We start from the raw sequence: 22,065 nt of genomic DNA on the forward strand, positions 1-22,065 counted from the left end.
TTTATTGGTGGGGGAAGATATGGGACGTCGCCTGCTTTCAGGTTTAGTACCGATGATTGCCATATTAATCGCACTCCTTTTAGGAGCCGTTGTAATCGGCCTGGCAGGAGTGAATCCGTTGCTGGCTTACGTCCAAATGTTTGGGGGAATATTTGGAAGCCCCTACAGTGTTGGTGAAACTCTGAACAGGTTTATTCCCATGGTGTTTGCCGCGCTAGGATTTAGTATTGCCTATCAGGCCGGCTTTTTCAACGCAGGGGGAGAAGGGCAGATATATATAGGTGCGCTGGCAGCCGGCCTGGTAGGAATATATGTCCCGTTCTTACCGTGGCCGCTCCACATCCTGCTGGTGCTGGTGGCCGGTTGCCTGGCCGGAGCTCTCTGGTCATGGGTCGCCGGTTGGCTCCGGGTGAGGTTCGGAGCCAATGAATTGATCAACACCATGATGTTAAATTATATAGCCATCTTGCTGGTGGACGTTCTTTTGGTCACCTGGCTGAAAAACCCCGCTGACATCATCGATCAGTCTCCCCCTGTTGCCGCTACTGCCAGACTGCCTATTCTACTTCCCGGAACGAGGCTGCACTGGGGTTTTATTTTAGCCCTACTCGCCCCCCTGGCAACTTACTACTTCCTTTGGCGAACGCCCCTGGGTTTTGCCCTGCGTATGGTGGGCACCAATCCCCGTGCCGCAGTCTATGCCGGGATTCCAGTCGGCGGTGTAACCCTACTGGCTGCGTTAATTTCGGGGAGCCTGGCCGGCTTGGGCGGTGCATTAGAATTAGTAGGGAACCAGCACCGTCTGGTACGCGGCTTTTCTCCCGGCTACGGGTTTGACGCCATCGGCGCTTCGGTCATGGCCAGGAACAATCCTTTAGCTATCGTCTTTACTTCATTTCTGTTTGCGGCCCTAAGGGTGGGGGCCGGCGCCCTGCAGAGGAAAGTCGGGGTTCCTTTGCCCCTCGTACAAGTGCTGGACGGCCTGATAATAGTTTTGGTCATCGGCAGCTACTATTTTAGCGACCGCCTCAGCCAGGCAGCCACGAGGGGGGGATCTTAAGTATGGAAGGCAGTTTGGGCATAGCTTTAGTTTCTTGGGCCGTAATGTCCATAAGGATGATGACACCATTGCTTTACACCGCCTTAGGCGGCGTTTTTGCCGAGAAGGTAGGCATCTTCAACTTTGGCCTAGAAGGTATGATGCTGGCCGGCGCCTTTTTCGGGTACCTCGGAACCCTCGTGGGAGGTAGCGTATGGGTAGGTGTGATCTTTGCTCTCTGCATCGGCGCCCTTACCGGCCTGGTTATGGGGTACTTTGCAGTAGGCTTGAGGGCCAGCCAAATGGTCTTTGGCATAGGAGTGAATATCTTTTACTTAGGTCTAACCAACTACCTGTACCGCATATTAAGTGCCGGTGAAGGATCTCTTGAGGTAGCCTTGTTTCCGACCATTAAAATTCCCCTTCTGGCCGATATCCCAGTCCTGGGCCCGATCCTCTTTGAGCATAACCTGCTGGTGTACTTGGCGTTACTTTTGGTGGTCCTCTCGTGGTGGTTTTTCTATCACACTGCGACGGGCCTCTCCTTTCGGTCCGCAGGAGAAAATCCGGCCGCGGCGGATACCGCAGGCATTAATGTGGTCCGTGTTCGTTACGCAGCTGCGGTTGTGAGCGGTATGCTAGCCGCCATGGGCGGGGGATTTCTAACCCTAACTCAGGTTAGCCGCTTTTTGGAAGATATAAGCCACGGGCGCGGTTGGATAGCGCTGGCGGCGGTTATCTTTGGGAAATGGAATCCCTGGGGAGTTATGGGGGCCTGCTTCCTTTTCGGAGCCGCTACTGCCTTGCAAATGCAGATGCAGGTTCTGGGGGTCAAGGTGCCTTACCAGGTTGTGGAGATGATCCCCTATCTGCTCACCATGCTCGCCCTCGCCGGCATGATCGGCCGGGTCAGGCGACCGGCATCCCTGGGCAAGGCCTATGTGAAGGAATGAGGTGAAAAGAACTTTGGAAAGACGGATTGCCCTGACCTTTGACGGCGCTCCCAACCCTCCAGGGACTTACAATATTCTGGCGACCCTGGAGGCTCACAGGATAAGGGCCACTTTTTTCATGGAGGGGCACAGGGTCCTAAAGGAAAAGGAGTGTGCTATGGCAGTAAAAAATGCCGGCCACGAAATAGGTAACCACTCCTTTTCCCACCGCAACTTCGATGAGTTGAGTTTAACAGAATGCCAAGAAGAAATACTTCGAGCCGACGCGGTGCTAAGGGGAGAGCTGGGGGTGGTTACGCGGCTGCTGAGGCCACCTGGCGGGAGGCTGACCGACGGGGTGCGGGACCTTGCTTTAGGGATGGGCTACGATATAGTGCTTTGGACCTTCAGCATAAGAGATTGGGAAGGTCCTGATTCTGCCAGTCTGGCCGCAAGGGTGCTGGAGCAGGTACGCGACAACTGTGTGGTGGTCTTTCATGATCGCGTTCCCTGGGTTCCGGAGGCCCTCGAGATAGTAATACCTGCCCTGAAAAGGAAAGGCTTTGAGTTTAAAACTGTTTCTGAACTGGGTCGGCGGGGAATTATCAAGTAAGCCAGGAGGCGGGTCAGAGACAACGGCGCAACACAATATCCATAGGCGTACAAACAAATATTACATATAAACAAAAAAGGAGGAATAGCTTCTATGTTCAGCGTCAACCAAGAAGCCGTCAGGATCGTCCGGGAAAAGATTATCCCTAGAGCCGAGGAACTGAACTGCAAGGTTATACGCCTTGCCAATGGGGCTATGGTTATCGATATGGGAGTAGAAGTACCGGGCGGCTGGCTGGCGGGTCAATTGTTCGTCGAAGCCACCATCGGAGGACTGGGACAGGCATGCTTCGGCCGATTCTCCCTGGGTGCAATCGACCTGCCCTCCATAGACGTGTATATTGATCATCCTCAGGAGGCCTGTCTTTCCTCCCAGTTTTCCGGATGGAAACTGCCGGGGAAAGACATTCCCGGCTACATCATTCCCATAGGGTCGGGGCCTGCACGTGCCATTGCGCGTAACGATATTTTTGCCCAAGCCTGGTCGTATAAGGACATCCACCATGCGGCAGTTTTTGCTGCCCAGACTACCGAACTGCCTGATGCGTCTCTGGCTGAATCCATTGCTGAAGCGTGTCAGATTCCGGTAGAGAACGTCTACATCTTGGCCGCCCGCACCGGCAGTCTGGTGGGGAGCATACAGGTATGTTCCCGGACCGTAGAGGCCAGCATGTGGCGCATGGTACGTAAAGGGTTCGACATAAGCAAAGTTATTAGTGGCATGGGATCCTGCCCGATTCCACCCCCCATACGGGACGAGCTCAAGGCTATGGACCGTACTAATACCTCTTTACTTTATGGAGGTATGGTTAGATATGTGGTCGACTGTACGGACGAAGAGATCGAGCAGGTTATAGACCAGCTGCCTTTGAGTGCTTCCCGTTTATTTGGGACGCCTTTCTTGGAACTTTTTGAGGCTGCTGACCGGGACTTCTACAAGGTAGACAAAGACATCCACACTATTGCCTTCTATGAAATCATGAATGTTTCCTCGGGACGCACCTTCCGGGCTGGACAGCTGCGCGAAGACATGCTTAAGCAGTCGCTTTTTGACTGAGTCGGAATTCGGAAGGGCGAGGCACGAGGCGGCACTATGTTTGCCGGAGAGGGAGTACGGCTATGGTAGACTTATTGCTTAAGAACGCCCATCTGTGTGGCGAAGACGTCGGTAAAGATGTAGCCATCCAGGGGGAACGCATCGTAGCCGTCGGTCCCAATCTACCGACAGAGGCCCGGCAGGTAATAAACGTGGGAGGGAGAACCATACTTCCGGCCTTTGTAGACTGCCATATTCACCTCGACAAAGCCTGGACTATGGACAAGATAACTAACGAGAGCGGCACCTTGGAAGAAGCTATTGACAACTTTATGCATTACTTCGAACAGGCCGACGAGGAGGATATCTATCAGCGGGCTATGATGGCGGCCGAAAGGGCTGTGGCTTATGGTACAGGGGCGCTGCGTACCCATACAACTGTGGATTCACGCCAGGGCCTTAAGGCCCTCCGACCCCTCTTGGCGTTGAGGGAGCGCCTGCGGGGAAAGCTTGAGATCCAGGTAGTGATTTTTCCTAGCTTCCGAGGAGGAGATGCCCTGCATGTGAAGAAATTAATTATCCAGGCTCTAGCGGCAGGGGCCGACGTGCTCGGAGGGTGTCCTAACCTACACCCGGATGGGCGCACTTTTATTGATGAGATGTTTACGTTGGCCAGGGAGTATAGCGTACCCATTGATTTTCACGTGGATGAAAGTGATGAACCTAATGCCGATGTGCTGGAGTACCTGGCCGAAAAGACTTTGGTCGAAGGTATGCAAGGGAGAGTTACGGCAAGCCACTGCTGTTCTCTTGCCGCCGTACCCCAGGCGGTGGCCGACCGCATTATAGGTAAAGTAAGGGATGCCGGTCTTAACGTGGTCACCCTCCCGTCCTGTAATATGTTCCTGATGGGGCGTCGGGACCCCCAGCCCATCCGGCGGGGCGTCACCATGGTTAATGAACTTTTGCAGGCAGGTGTAAATGTGGCCTATGCCTCCGATAACGTTCGGGACCCTTTCCGGCCCTTCGGCAATGGGGATATGCTGGAGGAAGCTCTGTTTACGGCCCAGGTAATTCAGAAAGGGTACCGGAAGGGCATCCTAGAAGTGCTGGAGATGGGCACTTATCGGGCGGCGAAAGTGATGGGCCTCCAGGAATATGGCCTAGCGCCGGGGAACTATGCAGACATTGTAGTATTGGAAGCCCCTGATGCCGTCGAGGCAGTGCTTTCCCAGGCAAGAAGAACCCTCGTAATTCACCGCGGTCGCATAGTCGCGCGGGAAGGTAAGATGGTGGAGACGTGCCCATAACTTGAGGCATGCGGGAGAGAGGCCTTGACCGCCGGGGTTCTTGGGAGTAGGCAGGGATGAAAGGAAAGGTGGAAGGTGGTTTATGGACGTCAAGATTCTGCGGATCGATCTCGGCGGAAAGACCTACGGCGAGGAAAGGTTGGAGGTTGAAGGGCCTGCAGGGGGGCGTTATCTGACGTCCTGGATAGTCCGGGAAGAAGTACCGCCCCGTTGTGGGTCGCTGTCGGCAGAGAACAAACTGGTACTGGCCTGCGGCCCCCTGGCGGGGCGGGGGATATCGAGTGCCGGGAGGCTGTCCGTAGGCTGCAAAAGCCCTCTGACCGGAGGCATCAAGGAGGCCAATGCGGGTGGTACCGCGGCGGATGCCCTGGCCCGCCTAGGCTTGAGCGCCATCGTCTTGGAAGGCCAATCGCCGGAGTGGGTAATCTTAATCATTGATGGAAAAGAAGTGAGCTTCCTTCCCGCTGCACCCTACCTGGACAAGGGTAACTACGAAGTCGCGCGGCGGCTTCGCGAGGAATTCGGCCAGGAATACGCTTTCATTACCCTGGGCCCGGCCGGCGAAAGGAAACTATGGGCTTCGGGGGTGGCCGTTAGTGACATATACGGCCGTCCGAGCCGCATAGCCGCCCGCGGCGGCGTCGGGGCGGTGATGGGAAGCAAGCGGGTAAAGGCCATCCTCCTTGCGGCACCGCAGGGTGAAACCATACGGCCCGCCGACCCTGCTAGGGCTATGACGGCGAAGAAGGAATTCCACCGCATTATAGCCACCAGCGAGAGGGCCAAAGTTCTGGCCGAATACGGCACGGCGGAAACCATGGGTTTGGTGCAGGCCCTGGGGGCCCTACCTACCCGAAATTTCCGGGAGGGCAGGTTTGAACAGGCGGACAAGATAGACGGACGTGCCCTGTACAACCTTATCAAGGAGCGGGGAGGCGCCGGGAGGCACACGGAGCGCTGCATGGCCTCCTGCCTGATCCGCTGTTCCAATGCCGTGCCGGGCCCCGACGGCAGGGAGGTGGTAGCCCCCCTGGAGTATGAAACCCTGGGGCTTATGGGATCCAACTTGGGAGTGGGTGACCTGGATGCCATAGCCAGGTGGAATTATTACTGCAACGACCTGGGAGTGGACACCATAGAGGTAGGAGCGGCTTTAGGGGTAATGGCCGAAGCCGGATTGGCCCGGTTCGGGGATGTGGCCGGCCTGGAGAAGATTATTTTAGAAATCTACCGGGGTACGCTGGTAGGCAGGCTGGCCGGTATGGGCGCTGCCTTTTGCGGGCTGGCGCTGGGTATAGAGCGTGTGCCGGCGGTAAAGAACCAGGCCATTTCGGCCTACGACCCCAGGGGAGTAAAGGGTACCGGCATAACCTATGCCACCTCGCCCATGGGAGCCGACCACACGGCGGGTCTCACCGTATTTGCGCCGGTGGACCATCATGCTAGCACCGGGCAAAAGGAACTCTCCTACCGGATGCAGCTCAGCCGTGCAGCTTACGATGCCTTAGGGCTTTGTGCCTTCTTGCTCTCGGCCACCGGGCCCTATCCCGAGAAAGTAAGTGCCCTGCTGAACGCGTACTACGGGACCGAGCTGGGGCCGGACTATCTCTCCCAGCTGGGGGCCCGGGTTATTGCCCTGGAAGTGGCCTTCAACCGGGAGGCCGGGCTGCCCGAAGCTGAGGAAATGCCGGCGTTTATGCGCGAAGAAAAACTGGGGCCTTATGATCTTATATGGGACATACCATCAGAAGAACTTCAGGATTTTTGGCGGGACTTGCCCGCCCTTTGAGGGGGTAAGTAATGTGGTGCATAGCTTTTATCTGCCCACCAGGCTTTATTTTGGTACCGGTGCCCGGCAGAAGCTGGCGGGGTTCGTGGGAGCCCAAGACAGGGTAATAGTAATTACTGATGAGGGTTTAGTTAAGAGCGGTACGGCGGGGAAAATAGAGGAGGTCCTGGCCGGTACGGGTGCCCGCTGGGAGATCTTTAGCGAGATCCAGCCCAACCCGCGGGCTGCTACCGTAGAAAACGCCCTGGAGGCGGCGCGCCGGTTTGAGGCCACCGCGGTGATCGCCTTGGGCGGGGGCAGTCCCATGGATGTGGCCAAGGTGGTCAGCGTCCTCCTTACTAACGGCGGGCGGCTGGAGGAATACCAGTGGGAAGGGAAGCCCTTCGCCGTACCCGGAGTGCCCCTGTATGCAGTTCCCACCACTGCAGGTACGGGCAGCGAAGTTACCCAGGTAGCGGTAATAATCGATCGTAATACAAAAAAGGGTATCAACAGTGAGCGGCTCCTGCCGACGGCGGCATTTATAGATCCTGAACTCATGATTACGCTGCCCCCCTTTGTTACGGCCATCACCGGCATGGATGCCCTGACCCATGCCGTGGAAGCCCTGGCGGCCCGGGGAAGCAATCCGGTGACTGACGCGTGGGCTGTAGAAGCCATAAGGCTCCTCGGGCAAAGCCTGCGCCGGGCTTTTGCGGTGGGCGACGATTTAAAAGCCCGGGAAAGCGTGGCCCTGGCCAGTACCCTGGCAGGTGCGGCTATGGACCAGGCCGGCCTAGGTATCGTTCATGCCCTGGCCGGCCCCTTGTGCAGCTACTACGACATACCCCACGGCCTGGCCAATGCGGTGCTACTCCCGTGGGGAATGGAGTATAACTTGGTGGCCGTCCCGGAAAAGTACGCCTGCGTAGCTTCCCTGTTGGGCAGGAAGGCGGGGGGAGATGTGCGGACAGAGGCTAAGGAGGCCGTGGGAGCGGTGCGGCAGCTCCTTCAGGACCTGGAGCTGCCCGGTGACCTGGCGGCTTATCTGCAACAAGAGGAGGATATACCCCGGTTTGCCCGGGAGGCCGCGGCCATGTTCATCGCCCGTGCCAATCCCCGGCCCGTCACGCCGGCCGCCTGCGAGGCCATTCTGCGCAAGGTCTTCCTGAAGGGTTAGCCCCGCCCGCCTTAGCCGAGGCTTAAACCACCCCCCGGGTGCGTAAAGGCTAGCACATGATCGCCGGCGAGGAGCACGGCGGCCTTAAGGCAGTGAAGTAAAAACCGCATAAATTGCCGTACCCAGCACCAGCAAGGGTACACCGCGCTGGAACTGGGCCTGGGGTATTAAAGGAAACAGGCGGTAGCCCAAATATCCGCCTAACACGGCGAAGGGGATTAAGGTAAGGGCAGTTAGGGCGACATGAGCATTAATGCCCCCCAGAGAGATCAAAAGCAGGAGGCTGGCAGGATATACTAGGGTGAAATAGGCAGCGCTAGTGGCGCGGAAACGTTCTTTGGGTAAATGCTGATTGCTTAGGAACAGGATAATGGGCGGTCCCGGCATGCCGATACTTCCGGTCAGGAAACCGGAAATGCTACCGATAATTCTCTCCCATAACGTACCGGTAGCATTTTTAATTGTTACACCCCTTAAAAGCATTAAGCTACACAGGGCAGTAACGATGCCTGTCATCAATTTTAATTCCTGTACATTAAAATGGAGAAAAATATAAACTCCCAAAGGTATGCCTACCAGGCTGCCGAAAAAAAGATTTAATACCGCGGGACGTATCACTGCTTGGCGGACGCGTATAGTCAAAACGAGAAGGGAGAAAAAAGAAATAATGATATTAATTCCTACTGCAGTGTGGGGATCGTAAACCAGGAATAAAAGGGGAACGGATATAAGGGCAAATCCGAAACCGGTTATTCCTTGGAGGGCGGCGGCCAGGCATACTATAATGGCCGCTCCAAACCATGAAACAAGGTTCCCGGGCATAACGGTCCTCCCTTGGCCATCTTCTTAAGGGGGTTGGCCCGAAGACCGGGGAAAAGAAAGAAGGCGGTTGCCCTAACCTCCTCTGGGACGAACCCTAATGGATGATCCCCGCATGAAGGAGGTTACCCCCGCCAAGGACAGTATATCACAACTCAGAAGAAAACCCAAATATCCTCGACCCCCTTCTTCTCCTACCTTTATGCATCATCCCTCATAGGCGGTTCCCGGCAACTGCATTTAGCCTACGCCGTTTTCCAAGGCGGTGTGACCCCGTGCTGCCGCCGGAGCCCCCGGTCCTTGTGGGCCCGCACCGGGCTCTGTTATAATACTCGACAGAGGATAAGTTTACCTGCTAGCGGTAGACGAACTTTTCCCCGGCCGTTAAGTATCCGGCCCCGGCGGAAGTAGGAGGGAAAGGGGTGTACCAGGAGATTAAGGGCGAAGCGGCCCTGGGAGAGCGGCCTGTTCTAGCCCTGGACATCGGCGGCGGTACCCAGGACATTTTACTCTATACTCCTGGGATTCCGGTGGAGGGGTGCGTGCAGTTGGTGCTTCCATCCCCCACCGTGGTGGCAGCCCGGCGCGTCCGGGCGGCCACGGCCAGTACAAAGGCCGTGTGGCTGAAGGGCACTATAATGGGAGGCGGGGCGGTGGTAAAGGCCCTGCAGGAGCACCTGCAGGAGGGGCTGCCTGTTTATGCCGAGCCCCAGGCGGCGCGCACGGTGCGAGACAACCTGGAAGAAGTGCGGCAGATGGGCATCCGGGTAGGGGAGGAGCCGGAAGGAGAGGCTGTGGTAGTGGAAACGCGGGACCTGGATCTACCCCTCCTGGCTCGCGCCCTGGCTCCCTACGGAGTGGAACTGCCGCCTCTTATACTGGTGGCGGCCCAGGACCACGGAGAGGCACCTGCCGGAGTAAGCAACCGCGCCTTCCGGTTCCAGCACTGGAGGAACTTCGTTGCCGCCGGGGGCCAGATTAAGGAACTGTTGTACCACCAGGCGCCGGCTTACTTCACTCGCCTCCTGGCCATCCAGAGTTCCGCCCCGGCCGGGTATGAAATCCTGGTGACGGACACGGCCGCAGCTGCCATCTGGGGCGCCCTGGCTGACGCGCGGGTGAAACAATGGGCCGCGGAAGGAGTCACGGTACTCAATCTGGGCAACCAGCACACGGTGGGCGTCCTCCTGGAGGGAGAAAGGGTGTGGGGCCTTTTTGAGCACCATACCGCCCTCGTGGATCCTTCCAAGCTGGCGGCAATGGTTGACCTGCTGCAGCAGGGGAGGCTCACCAACGAGCAGGTGTACGGTGACGGAGGCCACGGTGGCGTCATCGACCCCGGCTACCGCCCCCGGGCGGCATACCGGCGGGTGGCGGTCATCGGTCCCCAGCGAGGGCTGGCGAGGGAGTTAGGCTACTACGAAGCCGTACCCTACGGCAACATGATGTTGGCTGGCTGCTTCGGCCTCTGTCTGGCCCTCCAAGGGAAGGAGAGGGACGGTGCAATTTGTAGCTGATTTTCATATCCACTCCCATTATTCCCGCGCTACCAGTAAGGAGGCCAAGCCGGAAGAACTATACCGCTGGGCGGTCTATAAAGGTGTGACCGTGGTGGGGACGGGCGATTTTACCCATCCGGCCTGGCGCGAGGAACTAAAGAGCAAGCTGGAGCCCGCCGAGGAGGGTCTTTACCGGCTTAAGGAGGAGTTATGCCGGCAGCTAAGGGAAGCCGAAGGCCCGGGAGGTCCCCTGGCGGTTCTGTCCCCGCACTCCCCGGTGCGGTTTATGGTTTCCGGCGAGATCAGTACCATCTATAAAAAGGGCGGACGGGTGCGTAAAATCCACCATCTCATTCTTTTGCCCAGCCTGCAAGCGGCCGAGGAACTCAGCCACCGGCTGGAGGCTATAGGTAACCTCGCCTCCGACGGACGCCCCATCCTGGGCCTGGACGGACGGCGGCTGCTGGAGATTACCCTGGAGGTTTGTCCCCGGGCCCTTTTGATACCTGCCCATATCTGGACTCCCCATTTTTCCCTCTTAGGGGCCAATTCGGGGTTCGACCATATAGAGGAATGTTTTGAGGACCTCACGGGCCATATTTGTGCGGTGGAAACCGGCCTTTCTTCGGACCCGCCCATGAACTGGCGTTTGTCCATGCTGGACCGTTTCGCCCTGGTTTCCCATTCGGACGCCCATTCCCCCCGCCATTTGGCCCGGGAAGCCGACATCTTCGATACCGAGCTTTCTTACGAGGCTATCTACCGGGCTCTCGCGGAACCCGGACACCCCGGTCTGGTGGGCACCCTGGAGTTTTTCCCGGAAGAAGGTAAGTATCATTACGACGGGCACCGGGCCTGTAATGTCCGCTGGAGGCCCTCCCAGACCCGGGAGGCCGGAGGGGTGTGCCCCGTATGCGTCCGGAAGGTCACGGTAGGGGTTTTGCACCGGGTGGAAGAGCTGGCCGATAGGGAAGAGGGGGTTAGGCCTTCGGGGGTGAAGCATTACGAGAGCCTTGTTCCCCTGCCGGAGGCAATCGCCTCCGCTCTGGGAGTAGGCGTGGCCTCTAAACAAGTCTGGCAGCGTTATTTCTCCCTCCTCCGCCGGCTGGGCCCGGAACTGGTCGTTTTGCGGAAAGCTCCCCTGGAAGAGATAGAAAAGATCGGTGGGAGCCTGGTAGCCGAAGCCGTACGGCGGATAAGGGCAGGCGAAGTGGAGGTTTTACCCGGCTTTGACGGGGAGTACGGCAAGATAATTTTACTTACGCCGGAAGAAAGAGGGGCGTTTCCCGGCCAGGCTGCCCTCTTTGAGGACTCCTGCCAGGGGGCGGGTCCGGGAACCGGCGGTCGTAAGAAGACCGGCCGGGGTACGATGGGTGCCCCGACCAGCCGGGCGGAAGCCGAGGAGAGACTGGCCCTGGCCTCGCGGGAACATCCTGCGGACGTGCCCTTCCCGGAGACCCTTCCGGGGTCGGCGACCGGAGGGCGAGACCTTTTGGCCTGCCTTAACCGGGAACAGCAGGCGGCAGTCACCGCCGAAGAAGGGCCGGTTATCGTAATTGCCGGCCCGGGTACGGGCAAGACCAAAACCCTGGTACACCGCATCGCTTATCTCCTGGGTCAACGGGGTGTGGCCCCGGGACAGATCACTGCCGTCACCTTTACCAATAAGGCGGCTTCCGAGATCCGCCAGCGCGTAACGGAGCTTATGGGCGATATCCCGGGAATTGAGGCTTTAACGGTGGGGACCTTCCACAGTATTTGTATGGAAATACTTCGGAATTACCGGATAAATAATCGTAGCGGGGCCCCAGCCCTTGATCGCGAGGTAACCTTGCTGGATGAAGTGGACACTCGCACCGTTCTGGAGGAAATCCTGAAAGAGGTCCCGCGTCCCGGGCGCCGGGATGTACTGAAGATCCAGCGGATGATTTCCTTTCTCAAAAGCCGGGGCCTTAGTCCTTTATCCCATGGAGTTCCGGAAGAACTACGCGTAATTTATAAGGCCTACCAGGACAGAATGGCAGATTATGGTGTCCTGGATTACGATGATGTTCTCCTGGAGACCCTTAAGCTGACGAAAAGTTGCACCGACGTTTATGGGCAACGTTTTACCCACCTGCTGGTAGATGAATTTCAGGATGTTAATGCCGTCCAGTACGAGTTGGTCAGGCTCTGGGCCGGGAAGGGGAGGAATCTTTTTGTCATAGGCGACCCGGACCAGGCTATTTACGGCTTCAGGGGGGCAGACCACCGGTTTTTCTGGAAGCTCAAGGAGGATTTCCCCCAAGCCCAGACCATACGGCTTTCCTTGAATTACCGCTCTACTCCCGTCATCCTCCGGGCTGCTTCGGCGGTGGTGGGGCACAACACGGGAGGTCCGGTGGCCGTAAGGCAGGGCGGCCCGAAGATCCGGCACCTGGAGGTACCCGGTGAGATTTCCGAAGGAATAGCTATTGTAAGGGAAATTGGCCGGCTGGTGGGCGGTACCACCATGTTGCAGGCCCATGGCCAGTATGCGGGGCCTCCCGGGGAAGATGGCCTGGAAGCCCCGGGAAACCTGGGCTTTGGAGATATAGCAGTGCTCTTCCGCACGAGCCTGCAAGGTGAGGTCCTGGAGGAGTGCTTTTTAAAGGAAGGGATACCTTACCGGGTGGTGGGTCGGGAAAGCTTTCTGGAAGACCGCACCGTGCGGAAGGTACTGTCCTTCTTCTGGTGCGTGGTCAATCCCGAAGACGATTTTCACCTCTATCGCCTGTTGAGCACCGAACCCTGGAAGGTGAGTCAGGGGGAGCTAAGGGGAATCCGGGAGGCCGGAGCCCGGACGGGGAAGCCGGCCTGGAAAATCATAGAGGAGAATCTGACGGGGCCCAATCCCAAACTGCTAGCCCTTAAAAAGAATATAGAGGTCTACCGCTCCTTGGCGGCTATAGAACCTCCAGCAGCTTTGATGTCCCGGTGGATAGAGGAATATGAAGTTGAAGCAAAGGAGCCCCTTAAGCGGCTGCTGCGGGTGGCTTCCGGGTTCCGCGATCTTTTTTCCTTTCTGCGGGCGATTGGAGCCGTCCGGGAAGCCGATTTAGAACGCCGGGGGGAAAACGCCTCATCGTCGGAGGCGGTTACCCTGATGACCCTCCATGCCGCCAAGGGGTTGGAGTTCCCTGTAGTATTTATTGCCGGGGTAGAAGATGGGCTCATCCCACTCCGGGGCAGAGAAGATCTCCCGAAAGAAGCCCTGGAGGAGGAACGTCGTCTCTTTTATGTAGGGCTGACCCGGGCGCGGGAGGTGCTTGTCCTGGTATCCGCCTTGAGAAGGACCCTTTTCGGGTCTAAAACTTTTACCGAACCTTCTCCCTTCTTGCTGGATATACCGCCCGATTGCCTGGAGAGAAAGAAGTGGGCGGAACGAGTGCCTACTAGAAGCCGGACCCGGGGAGGCGCCTGTCAGCAACTAACCCTGTTTTGATGAACTTCCCCGTAAGCCGGCACTTCTCCAGTTCTTGCTGGGAGGCCTGCTTACCCCGGGAGCGAGGGGCTAAACCCGGCCACAAGGCAAGGAGGTTCGGGCTCCAAACGGGGATAACTCAGCCATAGTAGAGGAGGAAAAAGCAGGAGACTACCCACAGCAGGATGGTGGCGGCCAGCGGTTTATCCTGCAGTATTAGGGTTTCGGGTTCGCCCCCGCCCTGGTGGGAGTACAGGAGATAGAGGTAGCGGCATATGCCGAAGAGGACCAGGGGTATGGTGAGCATCAGGGAATGATTTTCGGTGCCCAGGGAAGTATAAAGGGCGTATACCACCACCGTAGAAGAGGTGACGGTGGCAATTAACTGGTCCAGAAGGGGGAGAGTATAATACGCCAGGATACCCCTGTGTTCGCTGGCGCTCTCCAGGGAGGCCAGCTCGTGGCGCCTCTTGCCGAAGGCCAGGAAAAGGGCCAGGAGGGTGATGGATACCAGGAGCCAGGCCGAAACCCGGGTCTGGATAGAGGCAGCTCCGGCCAGTACCCGCAGTACGAAGCCGAAGGCTACTACAAATACATCGACGATAACTACGTTCTTGAAGTAGAAGGAGTAAACTATGACCAGGGCGGCATAGGCAAGGCTTATCACTCCCACCTGCCATCCCAGCCAGAAGGCCCAGGTTAAACTAACTACGAGGAGAAAGGCGGCCGCCGTTCCCGCCTGCCAGGGCGAGATAAGGCCTGCCGCCAGGGGCCGGAGACATTTGCGGGGGTGCAGGCGATCCCTTTCCCGGTCTGCTATGTCGTTGAGGAGGTACACCGCCCCGGAGAGGGAGCAGAAAATGGCAAAGGCCTGGAGGGTGCGCAGCAGCAGGGGGACTTCCAGCAGCTGCCGGGAAAACAACAGGGCGGCGAAGATGAAGGTGTTTTTGGTCCACTGTTTGGGCCGGAGGCTGAGGAATAGGTAGTACCATAATCTTCGCTGGGATGCCGTGACTAGGCTGCCGGTTTCCACAGAACTCATAGTTTTTAACCTCCTACCAGAAGGCTTTCCATTTTAGCGTAAACTCATTCCCAGGCAGCTATTACAGGAGGCCTGGAGAAGCATGGCGAATTTAAATGAGATTTAATAGAACCGGCAGGATTTAAGAAAAATGTAGCGAATTTATTAAAAGACTACTTCGTATAACCCTGGTAATGGGTCCGGGGGTCTCTACCAGGTGACCGTAAATCACCCGACTACGAAGTTGGGTTCCTCATGGTTTTACGGCATCTGGTTTTTTAATAATCTGGCGGGCTCGGTTTAAATCCTGACAAAGGGGGGCGGGAAATGCGGCGGTTTAACCTGAAGGTTAATGGTCGAGAGATACAGGTACAGGCCCCGCCGGGCATTACTCTCCTGGAATTGCTGCGGGAATATCTATCCTTGACCGGGACCAAGGAGGGATGCGGTAAGGGCGAATGCGGTGCCTGTACCGTCCTCGTGGACGGGATGGCGGTGAATGCCTGCCTGTTTCCGGCTGCCAAGGCGGAAGGCAGGGAGGTGACCACCATCGAGGGCCTGGCCCGGGGAGAGGAACTACACCCCCTGCAGGAGGCCTTTATCTCGGAGGGGGCAGTGCAGTGTGGCTTTTGCACTCCAGGCATGATTATGAGCGCTAAGGCCCTGCTGGATCGGGAGCCCCATCCCTCCCGGGAGCAGATTAAGGAAGCCCTTTCGGGTAATCTCTGCCGCTGCACGGGGTATGTGAAAATCGTCCAGGCCGTGGAGAAGGCGGCCGAAGCCCTGGCACAGGAAAAATGCTAGGAAATAAGTCAAGGAGGTAGGCTAATGCTTATAGTAGGTAACGGTCCTGTCCTGACCCTGGATCCCTCTAATCCCTATTATCCGGAAGGTGCGGTGGCCGTCGAAGGCGACCGGATAGTGGCCCTCGGTCCTACTTCCCAGCTGAGGCAACAATACCCGGAAGCGGAATTTCTGGATGCCGGGGGCAAATTCATCATGCCCGGTATGACCAATACCCACATGCACCTTTACAGCACCTTTGCCCGGGGCATGGCTTTAAAGGATGCCCCTCCCACCAATTTCCTGGAAATCCTTGAGCGGTTGTGGTGGCGGCTGGATAAAGCCCTCACCCTGGAAGACGTTTATTACAGTGCCCTGCTGCCCTTGATCGACTGTATCAAAAGCGGGACTACCACCATTTTGGACCACCATGCCAGCCCGCGGGCCGTAAGGGGGAGCCTGGAGGCTATTGCCCGGGCGGCGCGAGAGGCGGGTGTTCGTACCTCCCTGGCCTACGAAGTTTCCGACCGGGACGGGGCAGACATCGCCCGCCAGGGGATCGAGGAGAACGTGGAAGCCATTAAGAAATACCGGCTCGGAGGAGGTCTGCTTTCCGCCACCTTCGGCCTCCACGCTTCTTTCACCTTGTCCGACGAGACTCTGGCCGCCTGCCGGGAAGCCGCCCGGGAACTCAACTGCGGCTTCCATATCCACGTAGCGGAGGGCATCCAGGACGTAGAAGATTCCATGGCGCGCTCGGGCAAGCGGGTGGTGGAGCGCCTCGCCCACCACGGCATTCTGGGTCCCAAGACCATCGCGGCCCACTGTGTCCATGTAACCGAAAGGGAAATCGCCATCCTCAAAGAAACCGGCACCTTCGTGGTCCACAATCCGGAATCCAACATGGGCAACGCCGTGGGCTGCGCTCCGGTGGGAGAGATGCTGGCCGCGGGGGTCACGGTAGGACTGGGAACCGACGGCTACACTTGCGACATGTTTGAATCCCTTAAGGTGGCCAACGTCCTGCGCAAGTTTACCAGCGGGGACCCCGGCGCCGGGTGGACGGAAATACCGGCCATGGCCTTCACTAACAACAGCCGGATACTGGAGGCCTTCTTCCCCCGTCCTCTGGGACGCCTGGTTCCCGGGGCATACGCGGATATTATTCTAGTGGACTATGTACCGCCTACGCCCTTTACCGCAGATAACTGGTACGGCCATTTGCTCTTCGGCTTCCATGGAGGGCTCGTGGATACTACCATTATCGGTGGTAAGGTCCTCATGCGCGGGCGGAAGCTTCTCCACCTGGATGAGGAGGCCATCGCGGCCCGAGCCAGGGAACTTGCGGCCAAACTGTGGGAACGCTTCTAATGAATGGTATTCTCCTAAATAATGTACGGCCCGGGTTCTGCGAAAGGGCTGAGCTATCCCCACTTTTTTGCGGGAGAGGCCTGCCTTGGCTTGAAAGCGAGCTAAAGCGGAGCGGCTGCCAAACTTTACGAAGTCGAAAGCGGAGGCGGACCCGAGGCCATGGACGGCCGAGGCCGGCAACTGAGACAGGAGGTCGAATTTGCCGGGAAGTCCGCCTTAAGCTCTGAGGCTGAGTGATAGTTTGGCCCGCGAGGGTTTCTGGAGCGAGCGAAAGCCAAGCAGACCTAGGCTCGAAAGTGGGATACGCTAGGCGAAAGGGGGGGATGACGGGATGGTAACGGACTATCTTTTTCCGGCCTCACCCGGCGAATGTTTGGAGATGCTGGCCGCCCACGAAGATGCCCGGATTATCGCGGGCGGCACAGACCTCATGGTGGACGTGAAAGATAAGCGGCTGCATCCCCGGGTGCTGGTGGATATCACCCGGATCCCGGGAGTGGACCTGATTGCCGAAGAAGGGGATAACATCATTCTGGGCGGCGGGGTAACCCACGCCCGGGCGGCAAGTTCAGAGCTGGTGAGGGAGAAGCTTGCCGCCCTGGCCGAAGCAGCTGCTTCTGTAGGCTCACCCCAAATTCGCAATGTAGGTACCCTGGCCGGGAACGTGGTCAACGCCCAGCCGGCGGCCGATGGGGCAGTGGCCCTGGTGGCCTTGGGAGCCGAGGCGGAGATAATCGGCCCCGGGGGGACGAGACGTGTACCGGTAGAGGAGTTGTATGAGGGGGTGGGCCGTTCCCGAGTAGACAGCGCCAGAGAGTTGTTGTGGCGTTTCCTGGTGCCCAAATGGGGCGAGGGAGATGCCTCGGCCTTTGTCCGGCTCTCTCCCCGGCGGGCCCTGTCCCTGCCCATGCTCAATGTCGCCGTGCGGATACAGGTAAAGGATGGACGGTGGCAGAGGGCCCGGGTCTGCCTGGCGCCGGTGGCCCCCCGGCCCTTCCTGTGCCGGGAAGCGGCAGAGGCCCTGGTGGGCGAAGAAGTGAGCCGGGACAGGATGCTGGAGGCGGCGCGAATCGCCGCCGACCTTGCCCAGCCCAGGGACAGCCGGCTTAGGGGTTCCCGGGAGTATCGTAAAAAAATGGTCCGGGTCCTGGTCTTACGTGCCCTGGAAGAAGCTGTGGCCAGGTTGCATAAGTGAAGGAGCCCAGGTGGGAAAAGATAAAGAAGGCCCTTCTTCCCCAAGGGGAGGAGGGCCTTCTTAACGTTCTTATCTTAATTTCTTTAAGCCGTCTTCTATGCGGTTGAGGGCCTTCTGGATGTTTTCCACGGAGTTGGCGTAAGAGAGGCGCAGGTACCCCTCCCCGTACTCACCAAAGGCGGTGCCACCCAGGGCGGCCACACCGCATTCTTCTAGGAGAAAATCGGCGATTTCCTTGCTGGGGCGGCCGAAGGACTTGACGTTGGGGAACACGTAGAAGGAGCCGACCGGCTTCTTACAGCTCACGCCGGGTATGGCGTTTAGACCGTCAACGATTATATCCCGCCGGCGCTTGAATTCGGCCACCATGGCCTCCACGGCATCCTGCGGCCCGGTGAGGGCTTCGATGCCGGCCATCTGAGTAAAGGCAGCCGTGCAGGAGTTGGAGTTTACCATGAGCTGGGCGATGCGGGCGGCCAGCTCTTTATGCATAAGGCCGTATCCCAGGCGCCAGCCCGTCATGGCGTAGGTCTTGGAGAAACCGTCGAGGATGATAGTCCAATCCTTCATTCCCGGTAAGGAGGCGATGGATACCGGCTGCGCCCCGTCGTACACGATACGATCGTAAATTTCATCGGACAAGACGATGATGTTCTTGCCCCGGACGAGATCGGCTATGCGCTCCACATCCCGGCGGGTGAGGACTCCGCCGGTGGGGTTGGCCGGCGAATTTATGATCAACATCTTGGTCCGGGGCGTGATGAGGGTAGCCAGCTCGTCAACATCCAGGCGAAAATCGTTTTCTTCCCGGAGGGGAATGGGTACGGGTCTAGCCCCTACGAAGCGGATTACGGACTCATAAATGGGAAAGCCAGGATTAGGATAGATGACCTCTTCTCCCGGATTGACGAGGGCCAGGATGCTGAAGAACATGATGGGTTTGCCGCCCGGTACTACCACCACTTCCTCGGCAGAATAGGGGACGCCCTTCTGGCGGGTGGCGTAGTCGGCAATGGCCTGGCGGATTTCTATAAGACCCGGAGCCGGCGTGTAATGGGTGTAGCCGGAATTAAGGGCCTTAATGGCCGCATCAATAATATTCCGCGGGGTATCGAAGTCGGGCTCCCCTATTTCCAGGTGGATGACCTCTTTGCCTTGGGCTTCCAGGGCCTTGGCCTTGGCCAAGACTTCAAAGGCGGTTTCGGTGCCCAGATCGAACATGCGGCGGGCTAAAAGACTTTCCATCAAGGTGAATTCCCCCTTGTATATGAGTTTTGGCAGTGGGCAAAGGTGAAACTACCGGCCCTGCTTGTAGGCTTCAGGATTTACACACTGGGGCGGCAGTTGACCCTCCAGGGCGGCTAAAAGGTTCCTGGCAGCCATGGTAGCCATGGCGGTCCGGGTTTCCCAGGTGGCGCTGGCGATATGGGGGCAAACGACCACGTTGTCTAATTCGGCCAGACCCGGAACCATTTCGGGCTCCCTCTCAAAGACATCGAGGCCGGCACCCCATATTTCCCCTTCACGGAGGGCCTTAACCAGAGCGGCTTCATCTACCACCGGCCCCCGGGAGGTATTGATGAGGATGGCCGACTTTTTCATAAGCTTTAGCTCCCTCTCACCTATCAGGTGACGGGTGGAGGGTGTAAGGGGAACGTGGATGGAAACGAAGTCGGATTCCCGGAGGAGGGTATCCTTATCCACAAAACGGCCCCCGGTTTCGGCTTCGAACTGGGCATTCGGCCGGACGTCGGTATACAGGACCTTGAGATCAAAGCCCTTAGCCCGGCGGGCAAAGGCCGTGCCGATGCGGCCGCCCCCGATGACGCCCAAGATCTTACCGTGTATTTCCTGGCCGAGCATGAGCATTGGCCCCCAGGCCCGGTATTTCCCGGCCCGCATGAACTTGTCGGCTTCTACCACCCGCCTGGCCACGGCGAAGAGGAGGGCCCAGGCGAATTCGGCGGTGGCTTCGGTCAGGACCCCCGGCGTGTTGGTGACCAGAATTCCCCGGGCGGTGGCGGCCGGGATGTCAATGTTGTCGTAGCCTACGGCCATGTTGGCGAAAACCTTTACTCCTGGGGCCGCATCCATTACTTCAGCATCGATTTTGTCTGTAAGCAGGCAGAAAACCCCGTCGCGCCCTTTGATTTTTTCGATAAGTTCTCCTTTAGACAGGACGCGGTCCTCCGGATTAACTTCTACCTCGCAGCGTTCGGCCAGCAGATCGATGGCCGGCTGAGGTACGGGGCGGGTCACATAGACCTTCCACTGGCTCATTGTCTCCTTCCTCCTTTTAACGCGGTTTGCCGAGCCGGCTTTGTTATTAAGGTGGTATTCAATGTCTATTCGACATTACTATGCAATCTCCTTTAACATAAGCTGCAAGAATACAGTATTATTAATTATAGTATTAATTAATTCTTTCTAACCCTGGACAGCAGGATTTTGAAGTTCTGTGGCGAATTATACATTTACATAAACAGCATAACAGTGGTAACGGCAGCTTCGTATAACCCCGGCAATGGGGCCGGGGGTCTCTACCAGGTGACCGGAATCACCTGACTACGAAGTTAATTCTTCGTATGTGAGGTGGTTCAGGCAGTCTGGTTTTTTTATGGCCTGAGTGCGTTGCACAAAACGGAAGTAGATAATGCCCATGAGGGATACCTTTGTCGGGGGGTGAGGGAAAGAAGGATTGTTATTTTCGGAAGTTAGTGGGGTTGGACGTCGAGGGGAAACCTAACAATAAACGGCGGGAGGTGAAAGCCGGGCCCGTAAGGCGGTTCCGGCGCAAGAGGATGAGGAAAGCCGCGCGTATTTTGATGGCGGGTGTGGTCCTGCTACTCGCACTGGGGCTGCTGGCCGGTTGCGGCGGCGGCGAGAGTACGCCATCTCAGGGCCAGCAGCAAGAACAAGAGGAGAAGATGAAGGTAGGGTTCATATACGTGGGTCCCGCAGGGGATGCGGGCTGGAGCTGGACCCACGATCAGGGCAGGTTATACCTGGAAGACAAAGTGCCTTGGGTGGAAACCTCCTATATTGAAAACGTTCCCGAGGGACCCGATGCGGAGCGGGTGTTGACCCAGCTGGCCGAAGAGGGGAACAAAGTAATTTTTGCGACCAGCTTCGGCTACATGGATTACGTGATTAAAGTGGCCGAGAAATATCCCGACGTGGTCTTCATGCACTGCTCGGGTTACAAGACGGCAGCCAATGCAGGTACCTACTTCGGCGCCATGGAAGAGCCCCGCTATCTCTCGGGCATGGTGGCCGGGAAGATGACCAAGACCAATGTTTTAGGTTATGTAGCGGCCCACCCGATTCCGGAGGTCATCCGCGGTATCAACGCCTTCACCCTGGGAGCCCGTTCGGTCAACCCGGATGTGAAGGTGAAGGTAGTGTGGACCAATACGTGGTACGATCCCGCCGCCGAGAAGCAAGCTGCGCTGAGCTTGCTGGATGCCGGCGCCGATGTGATTGCCCAGCACCAGGATACCCCCGGTCCCCAGCAGGCCGCCCAGGAGAGGGGCAAATACGCCATCGGGTATAACTGCGACATGCGCCAGTTTGCTCCTGATGCTTCCCTGACTGCTCCCATCTGGAACTGGGGTCCCTACTATGTTCAGACCGTGGAAGCCGTGAAGAACGGTACCTGGAAGCCCGAGCAATACTACGGAACCATGAAGGACGGCATTGTGGACCTGGCCCCCTTCAACGATGTTGTACCTCAGGAAGTCCGCGACCTGGTAGAAAAGAAGAAGCAGGAGATTATAGAGGGCAAGTTCTACGTTTTCCAAGGTCCTATTAAGGATCAAAGCGGCAAGATCCGGGTGCCGGAGGGCGGCAAAATGAGCCACGAGGAAGTCCTGGGCGTCGACTGGTTTGTGGAAGGCGTGGAGGGAGATATTCCCAAATAATAAGCAGAAAGGACTATCGTAGGAGAGGCCGTGGGATAAATCCTACGGCCTTTCAAGTACAATTTGATTTAAGTATCATATGATAAAATATCCAAAATTTAATTGTAGATTACCGGAAAAACGGGAGGAATCCATGTA

At 57.6% G+C, this 22,065-nt stretch carries 17 protein-coding genes and 2 riboswitches; of the genes, 13 read left to right on the plus strand and 4 right to left on the minus strand.

Going from position 1 to position 22,065, the window contains the following annotated elements:
• Positions 1-52 precede the first annotated feature (52 nt).
• From TAMC210_RS03090 to TAMC210_RS03120, 7 genes are all read left to right on the plus strand, one after another.
• The gene (locus tag TAMC210_RS03090) at positions 53-1,060 is read left to right on the plus strand and encodes an ABC transporter permease (RefSeq protein WP_173297317.1); all 1,008 of its coding nucleotides are present in this window, start codon (positions 53-55) and stop codon (positions 1,058-1,060) included.
• Positions 1,061-1,062: 2 nt separating this feature from the next.
• Positions 1,063-1,992, plus strand: coding sequence for an ABC transporter permease (locus TAMC210_RS03095; protein WP_173297318.1), 930 nt, complete (start codon positions 1,063-1,065; stop codon positions 1,990-1,992).
• Between the two features lie 13 nt (positions 1,993-2,005).
• On the plus strand, positions 2,006-2,584 hold the full coding sequence (locus TAMC210_RS03100) for a polysaccharide deacetylase family protein (protein WP_173297319.1): 579 nt from the start codon (positions 2,006-2,008) through the stop codon (positions 2,582-2,584).
• 93 nt (positions 2,585-2,677) lie between these two features.
• Positions 2,678-3,640 (plus strand): methenyltetrahydromethanopterin cyclohydrolase, encoded by a 963-nt coding sequence (gene mch, locus TAMC210_RS03105; RefSeq protein ID WP_173297320.1) that lies wholly within the window; start codon positions 2,678-2,680, stop codon positions 3,638-3,640.
• A 62-nt stretch (positions 3,641-3,702) separates the two neighbouring features.
• A complete protein-coding gene (locus TAMC210_RS03110; protein ID WP_173297321.1) occupies positions 3,703-4,929 on the plus strand; it encodes an amidohydrolase family protein in 1,227 nt (408 codons plus the stop codon).
• 82 nt (positions 4,930-5,011) lie between these two features.
• Positions 5,012-6,718, plus strand: coding sequence for an aldehyde ferredoxin oxidoreductase C-terminal domain-containing protein (locus TAMC210_RS03115; RefSeq protein WP_173297322.1), 1,707 nt, complete (start codon positions 5,012-5,014; stop codon positions 6,716-6,718).
• 13 nt (positions 6,719-6,731) lie between these two features.
• Positions 6,732-7,877 (plus strand): iron-containing alcohol dehydrogenase family protein, encoded by a 1,146-nt coding sequence (locus tag TAMC210_RS03120; RefSeq protein ID WP_173297323.1) that lies wholly within the window; start codon positions 6,732-6,734, stop codon positions 7,875-7,877.
• 84 nt (positions 7,878-7,961) lie between these two features.
• Here TAMC210_RS03120 and TAMC210_RS03125 read toward each other — a convergent pair whose 3' ends face one another.
• Positions 7,962-8,699, minus strand: coding sequence for a sulfite exporter TauE/SafE family protein (locus TAMC210_RS03125; RefSeq protein ID WP_173297324.1), 738 nt, complete (start codon positions 8,697-8,699; stop codon positions 7,962-7,964).
• 419 nt (positions 8,700-9,118) lie between these two features.
• On the opposite strand from TAMC210_RS03125, the gene TAMC210_RS03130 reads away from it, so the two are divergent.
• Entirely contained in the window at positions 9,119-10,213 is a 1,095-nt protein-coding gene (locus TAMC210_RS03130; protein ID WP_254388481.1) for a DUF1786 domain-containing protein, read from the plus strand.
• Positions 10,197-13,658 carry a UvrD-helicase domain-containing protein gene (locus tag TAMC210_RS03135; RefSeq protein WP_173297325.1) on the plus strand — a complete coding sequence of 1,154 codons (3,462 nt, stop codon included), beginning with the start codon at positions 10,197-10,199 and terminating at the stop codon, positions 13,656-13,658. The genes TAMC210_RS03130 and TAMC210_RS03135 overlap by 17 nt, the downstream gene beginning before the upstream one ends.
• A gap of 118 nt (positions 13,659-13,776) precedes the next feature.
• Here TAMC210_RS03135 and TAMC210_RS03140 read toward each other — a convergent pair whose 3' ends face one another.
• A complete protein-coding gene (locus TAMC210_RS03140) occupies positions 13,777-14,679 on the minus strand; it encodes a decaprenyl-phosphate phosphoribosyltransferase (protein WP_173297326.1) in 903 nt (300 codons plus the stop codon).
• Between the two features lie 137 nt (positions 14,680-14,816).
• Positions 14,817-14,917: riboswitch (purine riboswitch) on the plus strand.
• A gap of 68 nt (positions 14,918-14,985) precedes the next feature.
• Here TAMC210_RS03140 and TAMC210_RS03145 point away from each other — a divergent pair.
• From TAMC210_RS03145 to TAMC210_RS03155, 3 genes are all read left to right on the plus strand, one after another.
• The gene (locus TAMC210_RS03145) at positions 14,986-15,462 is read left to right on the plus strand and encodes a (2Fe-2S)-binding protein (RefSeq protein WP_173297327.1); all 477 of its coding nucleotides are present in this window, start codon (positions 14,986-14,988) and stop codon (positions 15,460-15,462) included.
• Positions 15,463-15,486: 24 nt separating this feature from the next.
• Entirely contained in the window at positions 15,487-16,812 is a 1,326-nt protein-coding gene (ssnA, locus tag TAMC210_RS03150) for a putative aminohydrolase SsnA (RefSeq protein ID WP_173297328.1), read from the plus strand.
• Between the two features lie 331 nt (positions 16,813-17,143).
• Positions 17,144-18,007: an FAD binding domain-containing protein gene (locus TAMC210_RS03155; protein WP_173297329.1), complete on the plus strand. Its 864-nt coding sequence runs from the start codon at positions 17,144-17,146 to the stop codon at positions 18,005-18,007.
• A 69-nt stretch (positions 18,008-18,076) separates the two neighbouring features.
• Here TAMC210_RS03155 and TAMC210_RS03160 read toward each other — a convergent pair whose 3' ends face one another.
• On the minus strand, positions 18,077-19,252 hold the full coding sequence (locus TAMC210_RS03160) for a pyridoxal phosphate-dependent aminotransferase (protein ID WP_173297330.1): 1,176 nt from the start codon (positions 19,250-19,252) through the stop codon (positions 18,077-18,079).
• Between the two features lie 51 nt (positions 19,253-19,303).
• Positions 19,304-20,287 (minus strand): 2-hydroxyacid dehydrogenase, encoded by a 984-nt coding sequence (locus tag TAMC210_RS03165; protein WP_173297331.1) that lies wholly within the window; start codon positions 20,285-20,287, stop codon positions 19,304-19,306.
• 208 nt (positions 20,288-20,495) lie between these two features.
• Positions 20,496-20,595, plus strand: a riboswitch (purine riboswitch).
• Between the two features lie 213 nt (positions 20,596-20,808).
• On the opposite strand from TAMC210_RS03165, the gene TAMC210_RS03170 reads away from it, so the two are divergent.
• Entirely contained in the window at positions 20,809-21,927 is a 1,119-nt protein-coding gene (locus tag TAMC210_RS03170) for a BMP family ABC transporter substrate-binding protein (RefSeq protein WP_173297332.1), read from the plus strand.
• The last annotated feature ends 138 nt before the right edge of the window (positions 21,928-22,065 follow it).

Source organism: Thermanaeromonas sp. C210, from assembly GCF_013167955.1.
Taxonomy (GTDB): domain Bacteria; phylum Bacillota; class DSM-521; order Neomoorellales; family Neomoorellaceae; genus UBA12545.